Consider the following 21,335-nt stretch of genomic DNA (forward strand, 5'->3'; position numbering starts at 1 on the left):
ATGAAAGTTTATTCTGTTTTTTAACATAGGAAGAGAAGGGAAGGGTTATGGAAACATGAAGAAAAATAAGTTTTTAGCTTGGTTACTTATTGTAGCAGTATTTATCACGACGTTCTCTACAAGCGTAATCCCGGCTCATGCGAATGAAGCAATTGCCGATAGTGCAGTTGTAACAACAGAGGTTGATCAAGCTCTAGTAGAGCAGATTAATGCGCTAGTACAAGAGCCAGATACAGAGAAGCCTACGATTTCAATAGAAGGTATACAAGATAAACAGGAAGTATCCAGTAAAGATGTGAGCTTCAAAGTAGTGGTTACAGACAATGTCTATAAAGACATTATTCCAGTAGTAAAGCTGAACCAAGTCGTTCTGTCAGCTACTAATGGTGAGTACAAAGCATCTCTAAACCCAGGTAGTAACGTAATCGCAGTAACAGCTATAGATGGCGCAGGAAACAAAGCAGATAATGTAACCTATCAGGTTACTTATAAAATCACTGCTAAAGAACAGTTAGATAAAAGCTTGGCCTACATCGTTAACACCGTAAAGAATCCTTCATTTGGAACAGGTAGCGGAGAATGGTCGATTCTTTCTCTAGCACGTGCGAACTACAAAGTACCAAGTGGTTATTATGATCTCTACTACAATAATGTAACTAAGATGGTTGAAAGTTTATTGGCAACAAATAATGGTAAACTCCACCCATATTTCAGTACAGAGAATTCCAGAGGGATTCTAGGTCTTGCATCTATCGGAAAAGATATCACGAATGTTGCAGGATATGATCTGAGAACTGCGCTCGCTGATTATCAATTGGTTAAGAATCAAGGGATTAATGCTCCTATATTTGCTCTGATTGCCTTAGATACTCGAAATTACGATATTCCTGTAGTTGAAGGGGATAAAGAGCAAACCACAAGAGAAAAACTGATTCAGCTCATTTTAAGTAAAGAAATAACCAATGGTGGATGGGCTTTTTTTGGTTCTCGGGCCGAAGTCGATATGACTGGAATGGCCGTACAAGCTCTTGCGCCTTATTATGATAATCCGAATGTAAAAGCTGCTGTGGATCGGGCAGTCGCATGGTTGAAAGATAACCAAAACAGTCAAGGTGGATATTCAAGTAGCGAAAGCATCGCACAAGCTATTGTTGCTTTAACAGCAATTGGCATAGATCCACACAGTGACCCAAGGTTTGTTAAAGAGGGTAAATCCCTAATTGATGCGTTATTAGCCAACTCTGGACCTGATGGTGGCTTTAAGAGTAGACCAACAGGAGCAGTAAATGGTATGGCAACAGATCAAGGTACATATGCACTGGTTGCTTATGATCGTCTGATCAATCATAAGAATCGTCTATATGATATGTCTGACGAAAAGCCGGGACCTGTTCAACCAGAAGATCCGAAAGAAAAAGAAATAGAGTTACCTTCGGGTGATAAGCCGGAAGTTGTAATCAAAGATGATGCTCATGATTATATCATTCCGATCAGCTCTGGAGACAGCAACAAGGAAATAACGGTAGTTATTCCTAAAGATCAACAATCGAAGGTTAGTGTCAGTTTACTTAGTAACAGCGATCTTCCTCAGATAGAGGCTACCAAAGGTGACGTATCTGTAGTCATTCCAAAGGGTGCAAAAGTTACAAGTGGGGATGCCTCTGCGATTGAATTGATCTCTCCTTTAACAGGCACAGAATCTGAAATAAAAGATAGTCTGAACCAGGTTATTTCTCAGGACAAGAAGCTGGAGAACATTATCCAAGCTTTTTCCATGGGTGGCAATGCAAAGGTAGAATTCAGTCACTTTATTACGTTAACCTTTAAGGACCTTAAAGGAAAAGATGTAGCCTATATTCAAGACGGCACACCTCATGCGATTCAAAAATTTGCAAGTGACGCCTTAGGTTTGGCAAGCGGCAAGTCAGAGTATGCATATGATAATGGAAATGATTTAATCGTAAAAACCAATCACTTCACTGATTACATTGCGTACACCTCCAGCGCAGTACAAACACCTGGTGATGGTGGAAGTGGTACTGGCGAAGGTAACGGTAGTGGCAATGGCAACGTTGGCGGTGGTGGAACCACTCCATCGAAGCAATATGTAACCCTATCCGTGGATAAGCTTACGATCAATAAGGGATACGTTGTTCCATCGGCACAGATAGAGCTCCAACCGGGTGACACAGTATGGTCTGTATTAAAGAGAGTGCTCGACAGCCGAGGTATCGTCTATAAATATAAATGGACAGAAATATACAATAGTGTGTATGTCGAATCCATAGCGGGTGATGGAGAATTTGACCATGGTAGCGGTAGTGGATGGATGTACAATGTGAATGGACAGTATCCGGATTTTGGGGCATCTCAATATACCCTGAGTGCTGGAGATAGTATTCAGTGGCGTTATACAACACAGTGGGGTGCGGATCTAAATGCACCGATACCAACTACAAGCCCTACTCCAACCCCATCTGCCACTCCTAAACCAAGTGGAGTTCCAGGAGCGGGTGGAGGAACTAATCCAGAAGCCAACGTTGATCCAAATCCGAGTCCATCGCCAACAGCGACTCCTAACGATATCAAGCAAGTGTATAAAGACGCCGATAAGATCTCATCCTGGGCGTTCTCAGCGATTGAAACAGCTACAGTAAAAGGGTACATCCAAGGTAACAATGGTCAGGTAAATCCGAAAGATCACATTACAAGAGCAGAATTTACTAAGATCCTAGTATCAGCATTGGAACTTGATATCAAGAGTGACAAAGGAATTACCTACAAGGATGTCGCTCTGGGAGATTGGTTCTATCCATATGTGAATGCTGCTCATAAAGCAGGGTTAATTACAGGCTTTAATAATGAATTTAAGCCAAATGATAAGATTACTCGCGAACAAATGGCAGCCATTATTGTCAGAGCATTATCAATCCCGGCTACGAAGCCTGGGACAGCTATTAAAGATATCAATACTGTGTCTGCGTGGGCAAAAGCAGATGTGGAAACCATTGTTGCCACCGGACTTATGTTAGGTGACAATAATCAGTTTAAGCCTAAAGAGCTTGTAACTAGAGAAATGGCAGCTGTTGTAGCTACTAGAACCCATGATTATAAGAGTGGCGACAAAGCAGTTAGTCCATACATTCAGAACACAGCAGCCTTTTTGCAAAAAACAGTAACAAACCCGGTCATATCCTCGGTTGGCGGGGATTGGACAGTGTTCGGGCTGGCACGTTCTGGTGTGAAGGTTCCAGATAGTTATTACGCTAAGTACTATGCGAATGTAGAAGCCACCCTTAAAGAAAAAGCTGGGAAGCTGCATAGCGTAAAATATACGGAATATGATAGAGTTATTTTGGCATTAACTTCAATCGGCAAAAATATTGATAAAGTGGCGGGTTATAACCTTCTTGAACCACTCGCTGATTTTGATACTGTAATCAAGCAAGGCATTAATGGACCTGTGTTTGCCCTGATCGCTCTGGATAGTAATCATTACGACATTCCAGTGGTTAAGGATGTAAAGACGCAGACAACTAGAGAGATGCTCATTGATTACATTTTAGGTAGAGAGATCAACGGCGGGGGTTGGGCACTAGGCAGTAATGCTACTGCGGCCGATCCGGATATTACGGGAATGGTTATACAAGGCTTGACCCCTTATTACAAAACGAATGCCAAAGTAACGGCTGCTGTGGATCGTGGAATTGCTTGGTTATCCAAAACGCAAACAGCAGACGGTGGCTTTGCAAGCTGGGAATCTACGAATTCCGAGAGCATTGCTCAGGTGATCGTAGCTTTAGCTGGACTTGGTATAGATCCACATAAGGATTCCAGATTCATTAAAAATGGCCGTTCAGCGGTAGATGCGTTGCTTGGCTTTGCTGCACCTGAAGGTGGTTTTTATCACGTGAAGCAGGGTGGCGTAGGCAACGGAGGCGCGAAACCCGGAGAAGTAGATCTTATGGCTACGGATCAAGCGATGTATGCACTGGTTGCTTATGATCGGTTCGTTAAGGGTCAGACGAGTCTTTATGACATGACAGACGTTAAATAGAACTTTATTTAAAGAGATAAGCAAGGGTAGCATGTATACCCTTGCTTATTATTTAAGGTGGGGAACTTAAGAAATGAATAAGAAAAAATGGCTAACAGCGATACTAATTATTGGTGTGTTGGCGATTGCCTTCTTTTGGGGCGGGAATTATCAGAAGAGCCCGAACAAGGTTGCGAGTAACAGTGTTGAGTCTCAAGTTGTAGAATCAGCCAATACGGCCTCCAATCAGAATGTTGATGTAGAGCCTACAACCTCAAGTGATGCCGAGACAACGGAGATAGCTCCTACAGCTACACCTGGTGAAACAGCTAAGCCTAAGCCCGTTGAAACGTTAAAACCAACTGAAGAGGTAACGCCAACCGAAACTGCGGTAACAGAGGTTGAAAAGCCGACTGCAACACCTAAATCGGATACACAGGCACAACCAACCGCAACACCGAAAGCGGCTAAAACGTCCGTGCCGGAAACGAAAGCGACGGCAAAACCAGTAATCAAACCGGATTCAAAAGTAGCGACAACAGAAACAAAGCAGGAACCGAAAAAGGATAAATTCCTTACCGATCCAGTGCCGAGCGGGAAACCTAAGCCCGTGGAATGGCAAGATGCAACGGTAGATAAGAAGAAGCAATTAACGGCTACTTTGTCCGTGTCGGCAGCAACGATTTTAGATAATATGGATATTTTCAATAAGGATAAGGTTGAAGTATTGCCGGCAGATGGTATCATTTATAAAGCGCAGAAGGTAACCTTTTATGAAGGTGAGTCTGTGTTTGATGTTTTGCTAAGAGAGATGAAGAAGAATAAAATCCATATGGAATTCAGTATGACTCCGATCTATAACAGTAATTATATTGAAGGCATAAATAATCTTTATGAATTTGATGCTGGAGAGCTTAGTGGATGGATGTACAAAGTAAATGGCTGGTTCCCTAACTACGGCAGTAGTCGTTATGTTCTCAAGGATGGCGATGTCGTTGAATGGGTATACACTTGTGATTTAGGTCGAGATGTAGGTGGTTATGTAGCCACAGGAGGAGCTCAGAAATAATGAAGGATAGCTTTTCTACCTTTCATCCGTTTGTGAATTTTCTATATTTTGTCGTTGTATTGCTGTTTAGCATGGTGTTCATGCATCCCATATTTCAGGTGATTGCCCTTATCAGTGCAGTAGTCTACTCCTTTATGTTAAAAGGAAAGAAAGCCGTTCGGTTTAATCTGCTGTACATGGTTCCTTTTCTACTATTTATGGCGATTATGAATCCTGTTTTTAATCACCAAGGGGTAACGATCTTGTTCTATTTGAACAATGGAAATCCCATTACGAAGGAATCCATTCTTTATGGCGTAGCAGCGGCGTGCATGTTTGTGACGGTAATCATATGGTTCTCCTGTTATAACGTCGTGATGACCTCGGATAAGTTTATTTATATATTCGGAAAAATACTGCCGGCACTGTCGTTGATTTTTTCGATGGTGCTTCGTTTTGTTCCTAGATATTTAGCGCAAATCAAGGTGATTTCGAATGCCCAAAAATGTATAGGCCGGGATGTCACGCAGGGAAATCTCCTCGCAAGGGCGCGGAATGGGATTACGATCCTATCGATAATGACTACTTGGGCCCTGGAAAATGCGATTGAGACGGCGGATTCCATGAAGTCAAGAGGATATGGATTGCCTGGACGTACAAGCTTTTCGATCTTCCGTCTAGATGCCCGGGACAAAGTAGCCCTCTTGATCATGACAGGCTTAATTGCGATGGTAGTCATCGGCGCTGCGATGGGTGAGAACACGATGAGATATTATCCGTCGATTAAAGCGAGCGCAATAACACCTTTTAGTATCCTTGTATATATCGCTTATTTTGCGCTATGTATGATCCCTGTGCTCATCAATATGGTGGAGGCAATGAAATGGAAATCTATCGAATCGAAGAACTAAGCTTTGCTTTTCCTGAACAAGAGCAGATGGCTCTTTCGAATATCAATCTTACGATTGCAAGCGGAGACTTTATTACTGTGTGTGGAAAGTCAGGCTGCGGAAAAAGTACCTTACTAAGACAACTGAAAACAATCCTAACCCCACATGGCAAACGCCAAGGGGCGATTTATTATAAGGGTCAACCTGTAGAAGAGATCGATCAACGGACACAAGCAGCGGAAATCGGTTATGTACTCCAAAGTCCGGATAATCAAATTGTGACAGACAAGGTGTGGCATGAGTTGGCCTTTGGCCTTGAAAGCTTAGGTTATGACAATTCTACGATTCGTTTGCGCGTGGCTGAGATGGCGAGCTTTTTCGGAATTCAGACCTGGTTCCATAAAAGTGTGACTGAGCTATCGGGTGGCCAGAAGCAGCTACTCAATTTAGCAGCGATTATGGCTATGCATCCCTCGGTTCTAATCCTTGATGAGCCTACCTCTCAGCTAGATCCCATCGCCGCTTCCGATTTTTTGGAAACGGTCAAAAAGATTAATCGCGAGCTTGGAACAACCGTTATCATGAGCGAGCATCGTCTAGAGGATGTTCTTCCGCTTACAGATCGGCTGATTGTGTTGAATGAGGGCGTCGTGATTGCTGATGATACCCCGCAAAGGGTGGGAGAAGCTCTAAACAAGCTGAATCATCCGATGTTTCTGTCCATGCCCTCACCGATGCAAATTTACGCAGGCGTAGAGAATGACTTAGCATGGCCTGTTACAGTGAAGGAAGGACGCCAATGGTTGGATGCTTTTCTAGAGGAGAAGACACCTGCAGCGATCGCAGAATCTCAGCCAAGCTCGAAAGTGGACGGGTCTGTAGTCATAAAGTTTAAGGATGTATGGTTTAAGTATGATAAACACGGATCGGACATCATTAAAGATTTGTCTTTTGAAGTAAAGCAAGGGCAGTTCTATTGCATAGTTGGTGGGAATGGAACAGGGAAGACATCAACACTCTCCTTGATGAGCGGCATCCTTCAGCCCTATCGAGGGAAGGTTCTAATCGGTGGAAAGAACCCAGCAAAAATGAATGCCAAAGAACTGTTTACTAACAATCTGGGCATCCTCCCGCAAAATCCGCAAACCTTATTTGTGAAAAAAACAGTCGAGCTAGATTTATACGAAATGTTATCTCAGCTTCCTTTGACGAAGGAAGAAAAGGTGGCTAAAGTTGAGGCTGTGGTTAAGTTCGCAGAACTGGAACATCTTCTCTCGATGCATCCGTATGATCTTAGCGGGGGAGAACAGCAGCGTACTGCGCTGGCAAAAGTGCTTTTGTTAGAACCAAAGATTCTGCTGCTGGATGAACCGACGAAGGGACTGGATGGACCTTTTAAAGAGAAATTAGCTTTATTCTTACAGAAGCTTAATGCTGAAGGTGTTACCATCGTAATGGTTTCGCATGATGTTGAATTCTGTGCCAAATACGCGGAGGTCTGCGCCATGTTCTTTGATGGAAGTATCATCACTACGAATGAAGCCCAGAGGTTTTTTGCTGGAAACAGCTTCTATACGACTGCCGCCAACCGTATGGCGCGTCATGTATGGAGCGAGGGAGTAACGATAGAGGGTGTGATTGATTTATGTCAACGAAGCAGGTGACGGGTCGTCGTTTGAGTCGTCGAACTTTATTAGCGGGACTGCTAATCTTTATAGTTATTCCAGCTACAATTTTGTTAGGTATCTTTGTCCTAGATGATCGCAAATATTACTTTATCAGCCTATTGATCGTCCTCTACACGATGATTCCGTTTGCGTTGGTGTTCGAGAATCGGAAGCCGCAGGCGAGGGAACTCATCGTCATAGCGGTGCTAGCAGCTATTGCCGTTGCTGGACGCGCAGCCTTTTTCATGTTGCCGCAGTTTAAGCCGGTTGTTGCCATTGTCATCATCGCAGGGGTGAGTTTGGGAGCTGAGGCAGGATTTCTGGTCGGTGCTGTTGCGGGCTTCGTCTCCAATTTCTTCTTTGGGCAGGGACCTTGGACGCCTTGGCAAATGTTTTGTTTTGGCATCATTGGCTTCCTGGCGGGCATTTTCTTCAAGAAAGGTCTGCTTAAAAAGACTAAGCTGTCTCTCTGTATATTTGGAGGGCTAGCAACGTTCTTGGTATATGGAGGCATTATCAATATAGGCTCGCTGATGATGTTCACTTCTGAGTTCTCATTATCGGCTTTGATGACGACTTATGTTTCCGCCTTTTGGTTTGATATGGTGCATGCCATCTCGACGGTGGTGTTCCTCTTTTTCATTGCTAACCCTATGATTGAAAAGTTGGATCGGATAAAAACGAAGTATGGGTTGATTGAGCCTTAGGTTTTGGAATTGGGTGTTTGGTGTTTTAAAGTGCTGCGCATTGCGCTGGCGGACGCTCCGAGAACGGACTGTTGTTACAATCGCTGTTGTGTCCAGATTTTTTTGAATTTTTCCCCCTAGGGTAAAATCCGGACACAAAGGCGAACGCTCCGCTTTTCCACAATCAGTCCGTTCTCTCCGCTGCCATCAGCGCGAAACCCAAACCCACATCGACGAAAGGCTCAAAGAACCCCCCTTCGGTTTTTAGCCGAAGGGGGGCGGTAGTACCTAGTGGCTGGAGGTTTGGCCACTATAAGATATTACAATCGGTATGGAATTCTAGTAGCGATGCTCCTAGATCTAACCTTAAAAAACAGGCGATGCTCCGGTCTACCGGTATCGCCTGTTTTTTGATTATTCCCTTACGATATCCATAGGCGCTGAGGTATCTTCAAAGGGCTTAAGGCTCTTTCGGCTGGGAGCAGGCGGGGAGACGGGCAACCTAACGATAATAGTCGTTCCCTCTCCGATAGCACTGTCTACCTCTATCCTTCCTTGATGCAGAGAGACAATTTTTTTAACGATCGCAAGTCCGAGACCGTTGCCATTGTTGTTTCCGTTCCGCGATTTGTCTATTTTATAAAATCTTTGGAATACGGCGTTGAACTCTTCCGGGGACATCCCGATTCCATTATCGCTGACGGTGACGGATACTTCTGCTGCACTACTATCTATACTGATGCGGATATTCCCGCCTACCGGTGTGAATTTGATGCTGTTGCTGAGCAAATTCATCCATACTTGCTTCAGCTGATCTTCATCACCCTTAATTTTGACCGCTTCCGGCAGCTCTAGATCGATAACGATGCCTTTGGCTGACCATTGGGGCTCACAGGTCACAACGATGGTTCTAATCTGCTCGTCAAGATTGAAGGGACTTGCGTTGAAGGGATGATGTTCAGAATCCAGGGAAGCGAGCTTCAGTAAATTATCACTTAGCCTCGACAGACGTTCACTCTCCGCAATGATGATATCAAGATATTCGCTGCGTTCCTCTTCCACGATCAAATCATGGTTCTGCAACGCCTTGGCAAAGCCGGAAATGGACGTAAGCGGTGTCTGGATTTCATGAGAAACGTTGGATACGAAATCCTGCCTCATTTGTTCCAACTGCTTCAGCTCCCCTGCCATCTCCACATAGCTTTGTGTCAATTCCCCGATTTCATCTATTCGGTTCACTTTAAGCTCCACCTCGAAATCACCCTTGGCCAGTCTTTTTGTTGCATTCGTCAGTGCTTTGATCGGCTCCACCAAATATCTGGCGGCTATAAGAATGCATACACTACCCAGCAAAAGCACGAGCAAAAGCACAAAGAGCACCATCCGATTGACGATATTTTCGTTCTCAGCAGAATACTGCAAGAACATCGCACGCCACTCCCCGTTCAACATAAAGGGCATCCCGATAAAAATATCCTTATCTTCCGCGGAGGAACGGTAGAACTTTCCTTGTAGTACTTGTTTGACAGCTTCGGGGGGGACAGTGACAGCCGGACTACCCTTGAGCCCATAAAAGGTATGTTCTCCAGCATGATTGTACAGGTGGATAGGGTGTGCAGATACCTTAACCATACTATTCAGGAACTCGTCCGTATCTTTAGGTTTGGCGTCATCATAGCGGTGAATGATCTCTTTTCCCACTACGATCATTTCATTCTGTCCCTCATAACTTATCTGTTTCTGAAAGACATACAAGCCAATGAAAAAGGAACAGATTAGACTAAAGATAATGATGCCTAGAAACGTGAGAATGACGCGTACATATAACGTCTTGATCATGGCGTAGGGATCAGCCGATATCCCAGGCCGCGGGCCGTTTCGATTTGAAATTGCTCGCCCTTGCCGCTGAATTTCTCCCTCAACCGACTTATATGCACATCTACAGTCCGGCCGTCTCCTTCATAATTTAATCCCCAGATTTGAAGGATCAATTGTTCTCTTGTGAAGATTTGCCCAGGATGACTGGCCAGCAGAAACAGCAGCTCAAATTCCTTCAAAGGAATTGTGACCGGTTCTTCACCACGCGTGACCTGAAAAGTGCGCCGGTTGAGCGTCACATTGCCCAACTGCACAGACTGGGAAGAGACGACCAACGAGCGTTTAAGCAAAGCTTTTACTCGCATTACCAATTCAAGCGGATCAAATGGTTTCGTTAGATAGTCATCCGTACCAAGTTGAAAGCCTTTCACTTTGTGTGCGGATTCCGCTTTAGCCGTCACCATGAGGAGGGGGATGTTGGCATCCCAGCGCCTGATTTCTCTGCATAGATCCCAACCATCCAATCCTGGCATCATAATATCTAGAATGACGAGATCGACACGCGAGTTCTGTATAATGGACAGAGCTTTGGTACCATCCCTGGCTTCTTTGAGGTCAAAACCTTCTTTTCGCAAAAATAAAGACATTAGCTTTCGGATGTTATCATCATCATCAGCGATAAGTATAGTAGCCACGATTTTCCTCCTCTATTAAGCTTTCATTATATCTGATTTGTACTTGGCAAGTAATGGTGTTATCCGAACTGCCAACCTAACAGGTTCCAATAGTAGAAGAACAGAGTCATCGCCACAGCCGAAAGCGTCACTAACGTATAATGCACACGCTTGAAAGCTGTCCAGTATTTATTCTTCCAAACCAGTATAGCCGAGATTAGTAAAGCTAAAGTCAGACCAACCAAAATGATTGGCATAACTAAACTGAGAGAAAGCGAAAGACTGATCCCGCTGAACTTCTGCATCATGTCCATGGACATAACCACCATAAATATCGTGACGAAAGATAACAGCGCCCAACCAGCAGTTCCCGCAGATAGGCGGATGGCCCACTTTTCAGGTGGCGTCATCGCCTTAATCTTGCGTCTGGAGAAGATTAGTCCGAGCAATGCAGTGATGAAAATCAACCCTGAGAACCCTAGTACGATAAGCCAAAATTTATTCTGATCCAAAAGAGGCGTACGCTCCAGCGGCATATCCGGTACCATCCCTAAGATCATATGTGTAACCTTACCGGACTCATTCGTGCGGAAGGCAATTTGTTCGGTACCTCCCTCGAGTTGGAACATATTCGGACTGACTTCACTATACAATTGTTGTTCACTACCACTTCCCAAGGATAGCTTATTATCCTCAACCGAGACATTCAGCTGAGCGAAAAAATTGAAAAACTTATCAATATCACTGATGTTTCTGCGGGTAAATTGATAGGCTCCTGCAAATTTCTGAATAGATTCATCAGAAGCGATGTATTCAGCCTGACTCGCATCAGGAGCAGGGTAGTAGCGGTTGAAAAAGGCTTGGATGAGGTTTGCTGCGGAATCACCGCCCTCACCGCCGTTGTAGGATACAAAGATGCCTACATGCTTGGCAGGCACAAGATACAATCCCGTATTAAACATGGGGTCAGAACCACCATGAGTGATCAGCGTGAGCCCATTGATTTGTTTCTCTGCGAACCCAAGATCCACTCCCGGCAGACGTTTATCAAATTGAAACGCCGTTGAATGCATTAATTCTGCCGTCTCGGGTCTCAGAATCTGCTGGTCTCCATATTTCCCGTTCTGCAGATGGGCGATCATGAAATGCGCCATATCTACTGCTGATACTGTACCCGAGCCGGCAGGACGAAAGCCGCCCTCGAAGGTAGGTGTGCCTGAAATAAAACTGCCGTTCTCGCTGTTGTACCCCACAACTTTGTTGGGCATGAATGACTCCGGTAAAGGTTCTACTACAGTCGAATATTTCATGTCGAGCGGATCAAAAATATATTTCTTTATATAATCATTGTAAGGAACACCGCTAACTTCCTCTACAATTAGACCTGCGAGTGTAGCACCGTAGTTCGAATAAGAACTTATCTGTCCGGGTGGTCTTACTCGTGCCAACATATGCTTATTGAGTGTTTCCGAGATTGACCCCGGCAATTTGGCAGGGTCTGTAGTGATTTGATAACCCACTCCACCCTCTTCAAACCCTGCTGTATGTGTCATCAAATGGCGCATAGTGATAGGTTCAGGATAAGTAGCAGGGATCTTCACTGATTTCAGGTAGGTGTTAATATCCGTATCTAGATCAATTTTGCCTTGCTCGACCAGTTGCATCACCGCTGTCCAGGTGAACAGCTTTGTCGTTGAAGCAATTCGAAACATGCTGGTTATCGGGTCAACGGGTGCTGCCTTTTCCAGATTGGAACTGCCATAACCTTTGGCCAAAATAATCTTGTCGTCTTTTACGATGGAGATGACCGCTCCCGGAATTTGCAGCCGATTCATGTCTTTTTCCATGATGCTATCAACGAAGGCAGTCAGACTCGCGGTATCATCGAGATTGGCGGGTACTTCAGTCTGAGTTATGGGTAGCACGGTTTGATCCGTTTTGGTCTCGGCCGATGCCTGGTACCCGGGCAACACCAGGCTTGCGCCTAATCCGGCACTAATCACAGCCAATAGGGTTAGACCAACGATCAGTCTTTTTTTTATAGAAGTTAACATTATTATCCTCCGCATCATCATTTATTGGGCTTGGATGATCATCCACCTAACGCTTATAGACATTATCAGAGTAGTGTGAATGGAACGTTAACAAGACTATAAAAAACAGACTGCCATCCGCCGCCTTCAACGACAGAGGGTACTCTATTGTGAAAAAATTGAAATTCCAGTTTCCTTTTTTACCTGATAAATTAAAATAAACAGCGGTAGTTTAGGACGTTATTTCCTTGTCCTAAGTTATCGCTGTTTCTATTAGAATCAGTGAACTCTTCTACATATCCCCACTTATCGATCAGCAATAACACCGTGCGTGGGAACCCCCGCATCGGGACGCCGATGGGTGGCTTCAAGCGTGGAAAGATCACCATCCAGTGCTTTTAGTCCGGGGAGCAGCAAGGCTGCGCTAGCACAGAGCATTGGAAGTAGTCCGGCGATTACAAAAAGTGCGGGCACCCCATAATGCTGGGCAATCGCGCCACCGGCAAAAGCACCAAAAGGCTGCAAGCCGCCACCGATCAGAAAGCGAATAGAATTGACTCTTCCTTGCAGATGGCTCGGAACTAGACGTCCATGGAGTGAAGAGCTTAAGGAACCGAAGAAGGGACCTAACGTCCCAGTAGCAAATACAGCGGCGAGAGCAAAAGAAAAACTAGGGAATAACCCCCATAAGGTAGTCACTAAACCTATGGTCCCCAGACTGCTAAGCATGACAAGCCGTCTTTTTTTAATTTCCCCTATCATGGAAATCACACTTAGCCCGACTAAGGTTCCCAGTGCGAAAACTGTACTTAGCGTGCCCATCGTGGCCGCATCGCGGTGGAGCACTTCGCGTACAAAAGGGACCATCATCGTCCAGACGGCAATTGAGCTTAAATTACTGATGGAGGCCATGATCATAATCGTAAGCATTGCAGGAAATTGTTTATAGAAGGTAAAGCCCTCGGCTATCTCGCGAACGTAAACGGTGATGGAGAAACTACCTGGGGCTGGAGAAGGTTTCGGTAGTTTTTGTAAGCACAGCAAGGTAGTGATGGCGGCTGCGTAACATATCATGTTGATGCCAAGGGCGGGCAGCGCTCCACTAGCAGCGGTCAACGCACCTGCTAAGGCAGGCCCCAGCAGGACTGCTGCGCTTTTGCTGCCATCAATGATAGCAAAAGCTCGCACCAGCTTCCGGCTGTCGGCAACGCCAGGAATAACAGCCATCGCTGTTGGCATAAACAATGCGGCGCAAGATCCGCTGAGACCCGCGGCGACAAACAGATGCCACAGCTGCAATTGGCCAGCCAGGCCCATGCCGAGTGGCAGTGCTATAGCCAGCAAGCGAATGGCTGCCAAGCAGGCCATAAAACGGATCCGGTGCAGCCGATCGGACAACGGTGAACCGAGCAAGCGCAACAGCAGCTCAGGTATGCCGGAGCTGAGCGCGAGTGCTCCCATCGCTAGCTTAGAACCGGTTAGCTCATAGACGAGCCATTCCATAGCCAGTAAGCCAAAAGCATCTCCGAAAGCGCTTAAAGTGATGGTGGAGAGTAGACCGTAATAGCTGCGTTTTATCATTGCTTGGTAGCTCCTTTCTTAAAATAAGAAAGTATAAGTTTTGCGCCTATACTATCTTATATTTCTCGCAAATACGCTTACCGTCCTTATAAGGACGCCAAAGGCGGTTATGCTTAACTCTCCAGATACGCCTCAATCTGCTGAGGCAGTCCGTTTAAGGCTTCTAAACGTAGGCTGTACGAAGTGCTCTTAACATTGCTATGGACAATGACCAGGCCAGCTGCGCGCAGTGCAATAAGATGGTAGTGGATTGTACTTTTGGAAAGTCCGACCTCACGTACGATTTCTGTGAAATTGAGCTGTTTGCCTGTGAGCAAACGAAGGATAAACAGCCGCGTCTCATCTGACAGCGCTCGGGTAAGGCGGAGTAATGCTGGAGCAGGCCGTCCAGCTTCCGGAGGGAGAGCATCACAAGAGTAGCTAGTAAACACGAATTCATCATACATAGAGGTAGTAACCAACGGACGAGCATGATACTGCGGAATGATAATGACCTGCTTCAGATGATCAGTTGGATAGAGGCGCATTCCGTCGGTAGCTGCTTCAAAGACTTCCATATCATTGCTCCCGCTTAGCATCGCGCGTCTTGATTCGGCTTCTTGCTCAAGCCCTTTGATGATATTAGGATCGATTCCACTGAAGTAACCTGAGTTCCATTCGCGGAGGATGTCAGCGGCAGTGTCCCTAAGCTCCGCAAGATTGGAAGGGACCGATTGGCCGAAACGTCCGGATATTTCATACAGTTCGCCCGAAGATAAACCATCGAACCACTCCAAAAACCCCTCCACCGAACGCTCTCCCGGACAGCACCAAATATAGGGAGCCAAACTGAAATCATCAAGTTTCTTAACGACTTCCTGCATTTTACGTAGCAGCATTGGCGCGAATCTGGCTTGAACATCGCGTACCCAGAGCTTACCGGAATCCATGGCAGTATGGTTCTGCTTACTTAGAAAAGCAGTCATACTACTAACACATTCATACATGGGTGCAAAATCGACCTCTACTTTATAATCCAAGAGCTGCTCCATTCTTTCAGTGAAATACTGAACTTGTTATTAGTTCTATAAATATAGAACTGATCGTTGGTTTTATTCTAAACGAACTAATCGTTCTTTTCAATAGCCATTTCGCCGAAAAATCCGAACTCAAAATATTGTTCACATATAATCAATTGATTATATAAGTGCGTGGTTATATAATGGATTTGAAATTAGATGAAGAAGGTGTAATTAGACTTGAAGGACTTGAAGGACACAAACGATTTGACTCAGGGTCCTATTATGCCTACCTTAATGAAATTAACGCTTCCGATTATTGCGACGAATTTCATCTCTACTACTTATGGTCTAGTCGATATGATTTGGGTTGGAAGATTAGGAAGTGGTCCGGTTGCCGCGATTGGTACAGCGAGTTTTTTCATTAATCTAGCGATTGCTTTATCGACTATGGTTACGATCGGCACAGGGATTAAGGTGGCGCATTGTATGGGATCTGGTCAGTTAGAGAAGGCTAAATCTTATATAAAGAACGGATTTATGATGTCTATTTTATTAGGACTTCTCTATATGAGTTTAGTGCTACTAACCAAGAATCAGTTGATTGGTTTTTTTGATCTTGGAAGTGATGAAGTAGAGCGGATGGCTAGACAATTTCTAGTGATTTCGATATTTGGATCGGTATTTTCCATCGTGAATACGTTATTCGCAACTCTCTTAAACGCTATGGGAAATAGTAAACAACCGTTTCAGATCTTCTCCATTGGTCTTATGGTTAATATTGTCCTTGATCCATTTTTGATTTTTGGCTGGGGCAGTTTTGAAGGATGGGGAGTAGCGGGGGCAGCTATTGCAACATTAACGGCGAACATTTTGGTTACGGCTCTTTTTATCGTGAAGACAAGAAAGTCAGAACTCATTTCAAACACATCCGCGTGGGACAGTCGTCAAATGAAAGAAGTCATCCGCATGGGGCTACCGATAACGATCCAACGGGTCACCTTTACGATCATATCGATCATCATTGCCAAGATCATTGTACGATTTGGAGCGGATGCTATTGCGGTTCAAAAAGTAGGAATCCAAATTGAATCCATTTCCTATATGACCATTGGCGGACTACAGGGAGCTATTGCTGCCTTTTTTGGTCAAAATTATGGAGCACGTCGCTTCGATCGTATTGGGCAGGGGTATCGTCAGGCCTTAATTTTAACCTCCATTTTTGGCGTGATCGTGTCGCTTATATTTATTGCGTTCCCGCAGCAGCTATTTTCATTGTTTTTATCAGACCAGACAAGTTTGGAATTGGGCGCAGATTATATGCGGATCATCGGTTACTCACAATTATTCATGTGTATGGAATTGATGACAGTAGGTGCTTTTAACGGCATGGGTCAAACCCACATCCCGCCGATCTTTAGTATTTCATTTACTGCACTCCGAATTCCACTAGCCTTACTCTTATCCGAACCTTTTGGCTTGAATGGGGTGTGGATGTCGATTGCGCTAAGCAGTGTGTTCAAGGGTGTTATTCTTGTATTCTGGTTTAGAAGATCTTTGTTCAGAATGAATAAACAGCAGGCAAATTACTAAGCAAAGGATGAGCGTAGGAATGGCTTTATTAAATCGTAAACTCATACAGCTTTTAAGGGATAACCATTTGAATAAGGAGATTTTTCACGGAGAATTTGGACTGGAAAAAGAAAATGTCAGAGTGGATCCAGAGGGAAGACTTGCGCTGACACCACATCCAAAAGCCTTTGGAAACAAGCTGGAGAACCCCTATATTCAAACGGATTTCTCAGAGAGTCAGGTTGAAATGGTGACACCCTCTTTTGATTCTATTGAAGAGACTTATAACTTTCTGGAGGCGCTGCAGGATATTGTGTCGCTAGAGCTTAATGAAGAATATCTGTGGCCGAGTAGTAATCCTCCCATGCTACCGAGTGATAAGGACATTCCCATTGCCAAAATGGGTAATCCGGTAGAGGACGAGTATAGACATCAGCTAGCCGATAAGTATGGTCGTAAAAGACAATTGCTGAGTGGGATCCATTATAATTTCTCTTTTGATGAACAATTTCTAAAAAAGCTTCATGATATCACAGATCCACAAAAGAGCTTTAAAGATTTCAAAGATGCTACCTATTTAAAAATAGCCCGCAACCTATTGCGATACCGCTGGCTTCTAATCTTTTTAACAGGTGCTAGTCCTGTTTTTGATAAGACTTATATGGAGCACTGTGTGGCACGTGGTGAATCAGATGATGACAAAAGCTTCTATTATCTGAATATGAATTCCCTGCGAAATAGCGAATGCGGGTATCGGAATGAAAAGCCTCTCTATGTGTCTTTTGACTCGCTTACGGAATATGTACATGATTTACAAGCGTTGATAGAATCGGAAGAATTATTAAGTGTAAAAGAGTTCTATAGCCCGGTTAGAGTGAAGACGGCAAGAGGTAAACATCCGTTAGAGGAGCTGCTGCAGGATGGGATTGCCTATTTGGAGCTTCGTTTTATTGATCTCAATCCACTCTATAAAATAGGAATAAGCAAAGAATCAATGACTTTCATTCATCTGTTTATCCTGTATATGTTAATGAAAGAGGACGAACCGTTCGGGGTAGAGGATCAGAAGATGGCGAATCTTAATCATGATCAATTGATCATGGAGGGGATCAAAGGCTGTTTGCATGATTACGGAGATTCTTGCGGGACAATGGAACAGAAGGCTTTAATTTGTATGCAAGAGATGCAGGATATGATACAGCTATTGAACCCAGAGGATAAACAGTTCTCGAACGTTCTGAACGAAGCTAAGGATAAGATTCTAAATTCAGATCAGAGCTTTGCGGGAATTGTGAAGTCGGAAGTTCAACAATCCTCTTTTATTAAATATCATCTGAATAAAGCCAAACAATATGCTAAGGAAAGTCTTGCGAATGGATACCGATTTGTAGGATATGAGGATTTGGAGCTATCTACACAGCTTCTGCTGAAGGCAGCGGTTAAACGTGGGATTAAGTTCCAATTGCTCGATCGGGAAGAGAACTTCGTTGTACTTACGAAAGGCGATCATAAAGAATACGTTAAGCAGGCTACGAAGACATCCCTGGATTCTTACAGCACGGTACTAATTATGGAGAATAAAATTGTTACGAAGGAAGTTCTCAAACAACAAGGCATTCGTGTTCCCTCAGGTGAGGCATTTGGAGATCTGGAAGCGGCAATGAATGCATATGGCACTTATCGTAATAAGCGAATAGTGATCAAACCCAAATCAACCAACTTTGGACTCGGCATTACTATTTTTACAGATGATTTCTCCAAAGAAGATTATCAAAAAGCCTTCGCAATTGCCTTCGAGCATGATCGAACAGTGCTGCTTGAGGAATTTATGACGGGGAAAGAATATCGTTTTCTAGTCATGGGTGATGAAGTAGTCGGAGTATTGCACCGGGTTCCGGCGAATGTGGTCGGTGATGGTGTACATACGATTGAAGAGCTGGTCCACGAAAAGAATAAGGATCCGCTAAGAGGTCGTGGCTACAAAACTCCGCTTGAGAAGATTCGGATTGGCGAAGCAGAAGAGATGTTTTTGAAGAATCACACTATGACTTGGAGCGATATCCCTCCATTGAATGAGATCATCTACCTGCGGGAGAATTCAAATATTAGTACCGGTGGAGATAGCTTAGACTTTACTGATGAGATTCCGGGCTGCTATAAAGATCTAGCCATTCAATCAGCTAAAGCTGCAGGGGCCACTATTTGTGGAGTAGACATGATGATTGATGATATTAGGGAAGAGGCGAAGGATACCAATTACAGCATTATTGAGATCAATTTTAATCCAGCGATTCATATCCACTGTTATCCTTTTAAAGGCAAGAACCGCCAAGCGGATGAACGAATTTTGGATCTATTGTTTGGAGAATGAACAGAAGCTCAACCAGTACTTTTGGTTGAGCTTCTGCTTTTAAATGAGACAATTCGCTCATCCACCCGCTGCATATTAATGCTAGAAGTTACCCGCTGCCGCAACGCCACTAAAGTTTCTGGCTTGGACATTATTAAAGGGATCTGTTGCAGCAGCATTAGTGAAGATCTCCGCCGTGTACTGAATTTGACCTGCTGCGACCGCTGCTGGCGGTGGAACATCTACTGCTGTAAAGCCGAAAGCCTCGTTTTCTCTGCTGATCGCAACACCAAATGTTGTGGTGAAAATGATGGTTCCGTTTCTGCGAACATTAACGGTATTAGTGTTGAAAAGAGGATTGTTTTCTACTTTTAGAAATCCAGTCAAAAGTATGCGGACATTGCCTTGATTATCTGCCGATACGCCTGCGGTCTGAATACCAATATCCCCAAAAACAAGGGGAGTCGCTGCTAGTGGAATAACTGCTGGTGTAGCATCCGAAGCAGCTTGGTTGGAAAGTCTTAAATCTACAAACTGAATGGTCATATTATACTCACCTCCTAGAAATAGAATATGAAAGAGTAAGGTTCGATTCTTGGATTCGTATGAAATTCATCAGCTACCTACTTGTAGAGCTTGATTCCGACCCCTTGTGACACTCTTGTAACAGAGATTCGCTACGATAGGCTACGAGGTGAGAAAATGAAGAAATCTAAAGCTTTTATCGTGTTGATCTTATTGTTGGTTGTCGGATGCAGTTCGGTACCATCACAAGCCAATCCAGAACTGAAGAAGGAAGAGAAGATAGAAAGGAATGAGAAGTTAGTCTTCTGGGATGGACAGAGAAAAGGAACTAATTTCATGAATTCAAAATCTTTACCGGAAAACTATGATGCTGCCAAAGAGCAGAATATGGAATTCATTCGTTTGGCACCAGATAAATGGGCAAAAGACAGTGACTATTTATTTAATGACAAACCGGATGCGAACCCGGATAAAGATTTTCTAATAGGGAATGCAGATAAGTATGAAGGGATTGTTGAGGAGGATTTTGCCGAGTTAAAAGCGGACTTAGATGCAGCCGAGGCTCGGGGCTCCAAAGTGGTGCTGACCGTCCTCAGTCTCCCCGGAGATCGCTGGAGGCAGTTCAATAATTACAAAAATGATGATCGGATATGGAAAGATTTCAGTTATCATGAACAAGCAGCAGTGTTTTGGAGAGATCTAGCAAGCCGGTTGAAAGATCATCCTGCGGTAATCGGTTATAACCTGATAAATGAGCCGCATCCAGAGACCGCCACGGGATTTAATGACTTCTGGACACAGGACTACAGCGAATGGTATAGCTCAGTAGAGAATACCCCTGCGGATTTGAATCTTTTATATAAGACGATAGTGACCGCTATTCGTACCGTAGATACCAAGACGCCAATTATCGTAAATTCTGGGCTGTATGCTACACCTTGGGCTTTTAAATATTTAAAACCGATCGATGATGAGAATGTGTTGTATGCTTTTCATATGTACGAGCCTTACGAGTTAACCAGTCAAAATAAGAAAAAAGGGTTTACCTATGAGTATCCTGGAACGGTAAAGGTCGGGGATAATAAAACGGAAAAAGCTTTTAAAAAGGAAGCCTTAAAGGAATTTCTGGAACCTGTTGCACAGTGGGCAAAGGAACATAACATCCCCGCAAATCGGATTGTTGCAGAAGAGTTTGGAACGAATCGACTAGTAAAAGGTGCAGATCAATACATGGCTGATTTAATTTCGATTTTTGATGATTTCGGCTGGCACTGGGCATTTTATGCTTTCCGCGAGGATACTTGGGACGGTATGGATTATGAATTGGGAAGTAAGCCCCCAACCTGGGAATATTGGCAAGCGATAGAAAAAGGCGAACAGCCTCCTCGAAAAGTAGTCGATAGCCCGATATGGGAAGTATTGAAGAAAGGACTTGAAGGAAAGGAGTAAATGATGCT

General features: G+C 44.2%; 14 protein-coding genes. 8 read left to right on the forward strand and 6 right to left on the reverse strand.

What is annotated here, in order from left to right:
* Nucleotides 1-55: 55 nt before the first annotated feature.
* The 5 genes from MKX41_RS28505 to MKX41_RS28525 all read left to right on the forward strand — a co-directional run bounded on the left by MKX41_RS28505 (nucleotide 56) and on the right by MKX41_RS28525 (nucleotide 8,348).
* Complete coding sequence (locus MKX41_RS28505) at nucleotides 56-4,057, forward strand: S-layer homology domain-containing protein (RefSeq protein ID WP_340974154.1); 4,002 nt, start codon at nucleotides 56-58, stop codon at nucleotides 4,055-4,057.
* Nucleotides 4,058-4,130: 73 nt separating this feature from the next.
* Complete coding sequence (locus MKX41_RS28510) at nucleotides 4,131-5,105, forward strand: DUF4430 domain-containing protein (RefSeq protein WP_042184954.1); 975 nt, start codon at nucleotides 4,131-4,133, stop codon at nucleotides 5,103-5,105.
* Nucleotides 5,105-5,995, forward strand: a complete 891-nt coding sequence (locus tag MKX41_RS28515) for an energy-coupling factor transporter transmembrane component T (protein ID WP_339268808.1) — start codon at nucleotides 5,105-5,107, stop codon at nucleotides 5,993-5,995. The genes MKX41_RS28510 and MKX41_RS28515 overlap by 1 nt, the downstream gene beginning before the upstream one ends.
* The gene (locus MKX41_RS28520; RefSeq protein ID WP_340974155.1) at nucleotides 5,968-7,638 is read left to right on the forward strand and encodes an ABC transporter ATP-binding protein; all 1,671 of its coding nucleotides are present in this window, start codon (nucleotides 5,968-5,970) and stop codon (nucleotides 7,636-7,638) included. The genes MKX41_RS28515 and MKX41_RS28520 overlap by 28 nt, the downstream gene beginning before the upstream one ends.
* Nucleotides 7,620-8,348: an ECF transporter S component gene (locus MKX41_RS28525; RefSeq protein WP_042184957.1), complete on the forward strand. Its 729-nt coding sequence runs from the start codon at nucleotides 7,620-7,622 to the stop codon at nucleotides 8,346-8,348. Before MKX41_RS28520 ends, MKX41_RS28525 begins: the two co-directional genes overlap by 19 nt.
* Before the next feature lie 393 nt (nucleotides 8,349-8,741).
* Here the strand turns inward: MKX41_RS28525 and MKX41_RS28530 are convergent, their stop codons facing one another.
* From MKX41_RS28530 to MKX41_RS28550, 5 genes are all read right to left on the reverse strand, one after another.
* Nucleotides 8,742-10,166 (reverse strand): HAMP domain-containing sensor histidine kinase, encoded by a 1,425-nt coding sequence (locus tag MKX41_RS28530; RefSeq protein ID WP_340974156.1) that lies wholly within the window; start codon nucleotides 10,164-10,166, stop codon nucleotides 8,742-8,744.
* Entirely contained in the window at nucleotides 10,163-10,840 is a 678-nt protein-coding gene (locus MKX41_RS28535) for a response regulator transcription factor (RefSeq protein ID WP_042184959.1), read from the reverse strand. Before MKX41_RS28535 ends, MKX41_RS28530 begins: the two co-directional genes overlap by 4 nt.
* A 59-nt stretch (nucleotides 10,841-10,899) precedes the next feature.
* The gene (locus tag MKX41_RS28540; RefSeq protein ID WP_340974158.1) at nucleotides 10,900-12,873 is read right to left on the reverse strand and encodes a serine hydrolase domain-containing protein; all 1,974 of its coding nucleotides are present in this window, start codon (nucleotides 12,871-12,873) and stop codon (nucleotides 10,900-10,902) included.
* Nucleotides 12,874-13,158: 285 nt separating this feature from the next.
* Nucleotides 13,159-14,433 carry an MFS transporter gene (locus MKX41_RS28545; RefSeq protein WP_340974159.1) on the reverse strand — a complete coding sequence of 425 codons (1,275 nt, stop codon included), beginning with the start codon at nucleotides 14,431-14,433 and terminating at the stop codon, nucleotides 13,159-13,161.
* A gap of 113 nt (nucleotides 14,434-14,546) precedes the next feature.
* Complete coding sequence (locus MKX41_RS28550; protein ID WP_340974161.1) at nucleotides 14,547-15,452, reverse strand: ArsR/SmtB family transcription factor; 906 nt, start codon at nucleotides 15,450-15,452, stop codon at nucleotides 14,547-14,549.
* A gap of 219 nt (nucleotides 15,453-15,671) precedes the next feature.
* Between MKX41_RS28550 and MKX41_RS28555 the strand changes: the two genes are divergently transcribed.
* Entirely contained in the window at nucleotides 15,672-17,024 is a 1,353-nt protein-coding gene (locus MKX41_RS28555) for an MATE family efflux transporter (RefSeq protein ID WP_340974163.1), read from the forward strand.
* Nucleotides 17,025-17,043: 19 nt separating this feature from the next.
* The gene (gshAB, locus tag MKX41_RS28560) at nucleotides 17,044-19,374 is read left to right on the forward strand and encodes a bifunctional glutamate--cysteine ligase GshA/glutathione synthetase GshB (protein ID WP_340974164.1); all 2,331 of its coding nucleotides are present in this window, start codon (nucleotides 17,044-17,046) and stop codon (nucleotides 19,372-19,374) included.
* A gap of 81 nt (nucleotides 19,375-19,455) precedes the next feature.
* Here gshAB and MKX41_RS28565 read toward each other — a convergent pair whose 3' ends face one another.
* Nucleotides 19,456-19,899, reverse strand: a complete 444-nt coding sequence (locus MKX41_RS28565; protein WP_076286168.1) for a hypothetical protein — start codon at nucleotides 19,897-19,899, stop codon at nucleotides 19,456-19,458.
* A gap of 156 nt (nucleotides 19,900-20,055) precedes the next feature.
* On the opposite strand from MKX41_RS28565, the gene MKX41_RS28570 reads away from it, so the two are divergent.
* On the forward strand, nucleotides 20,056-21,327 hold the full coding sequence (locus MKX41_RS28570; protein ID WP_340974165.1) for a glycoside hydrolase family 5 protein: 1,272 nt from the start codon (nucleotides 20,056-20,058) through the stop codon (nucleotides 21,325-21,327).
* Nucleotides 21,328-21,335: the final 8 nt, after the last annotated feature.

It is taken from the genome of Paenibacillus sp. FSL R5-0475 (assembly GCF_038004585.1).
Lineage (GTDB): Bacteria > Bacillota > Bacilli > Paenibacillales > Paenibacillaceae > Paenibacillus_AQ.

Coding starts and splice junctions, on each gene's coding strand:
- MKX41_RS28505 (WP_340974154.1), top strand. CDS start 56: ATGAAGAAAAATAAGTTTTTAGCTTGGTTACTTATTGTAGCAGTATTT.
- MKX41_RS28510 (WP_042184954.1), top strand. CDS start 4,131: ATGAATAAGAAAAAATGGCTAACAGCGATACTAATTATTGGTGTGTTG.
- MKX41_RS28515 (WP_339268808.1), top strand. CDS start 5,105: ATGAAGGATAGCTTTTCTACCTTTCATCCGTTTGTGAATTTTCTATAT.
- MKX41_RS28520 (WP_340974155.1), top strand. CDS start 5,968: ATGGAAATCTATCGAATCGAAGAACTAAGCTTTGCTTTTCCTGAACAA.
- MKX41_RS28525 (WP_042184957.1), top strand. CDS start 7,620: ATGTCAACGAAGCAGGTGACGGGTCGTCGTTTGAGTCGTCGAACTTTA.
- MKX41_RS28530 (WP_340974156.1), bottom strand. CDS start 10,166: ATGATCAAGACGTTATATGTACGCGTCATTCTCACGTTTCTAGGCATC.
- MKX41_RS28540 (WP_340974158.1), bottom strand. CDS start 12,873: ATGTTAACTTCTATAAAAAAAAGACTGATCGTTGGTCTAACCCTATTG.
- MKX41_RS28545 (WP_340974159.1), bottom strand. CDS start 14,433: ATGATAAAACGCAGCTATTACGGTCTACTCTCCACCATCACTTTAAGC.
- gshAB (WP_340974164.1), top strand. CDS start 17,044: ATGGCTTTATTAAATCGTAAACTCATACAGCTTTTAAGGGATAACCAT.
- MKX41_RS28565 (WP_076286168.1), bottom strand. CDS start 19,899: ATGACCATTCAGTTTGTAGATTTAAGACTTTCCAACCAAGCTGCTTCG.
- MKX41_RS28570 (WP_340974165.1), top strand. CDS start 20,056: ATGAAGAAATCTAAAGCTTTTATCGTGTTGATCTTATTGTTGGTTGTC.